This window comes from Mesorhizobium sp. M2C.T.Ca.TU.002.02.1.1, from assembly GCF_003997225.1.
Map to the genome: position 1 here is coordinate 1 of NZ_RZTO01001524.1, position 460 is coordinate 460.

Genomic DNA, 460 nt, shown 5'->3' on the forward strand with positions numbered 1-460 from the left:
GTCTCCTCCTCGGCGAGGCCGAAGGGGCGCGAATTCTCGTCGTCAGCGCCCGCGTTACCTTCGTCAAGCAGCGGCGCCGGCGGCGTGATGCGCGCCATGCCCGACATCGACGCGGTCTCGACGGTCTTTTCCCTTACGGCGGTCTTCACGCCTTTCGACACCGGCGCGCTTGGCCGCACGACCGAGCTCGTCGTCTCGTTGGACGGCAACTGCAAGGCATCGACGCCCGACGTGGACGAGCAGCCGGCAAGGCAAAGCGCTGCGAGCACGAAACTAACGACGCCAAAAATCCGCATCTTTGACCTGTACGCGAGACAAAACAGACCGAAGGCAGGAACAACGCCGCCGGAAACCCCATTCCTAATGAGAAATTACCAACAAAGTTTGAATCAAAATTTACCTTTGGCGCGATCGGATGATTCGAGATGACGCCGAAGACGGTCGGCTACCGCCTGAACAC

The 460-nt window shown here is 60.2% G+C and carries 1 pseudogene; it reads right to left on the reverse strand.

The annotated features are described in order from the left end of the window. Nucleotides 1-269 (reverse strand): annotated as a pseudogene (locus tag EOD07_RS39000) (hypothetical protein); the annotation flags it as partial. Nucleotides 270-460 lie beyond the last annotated feature (191 nt).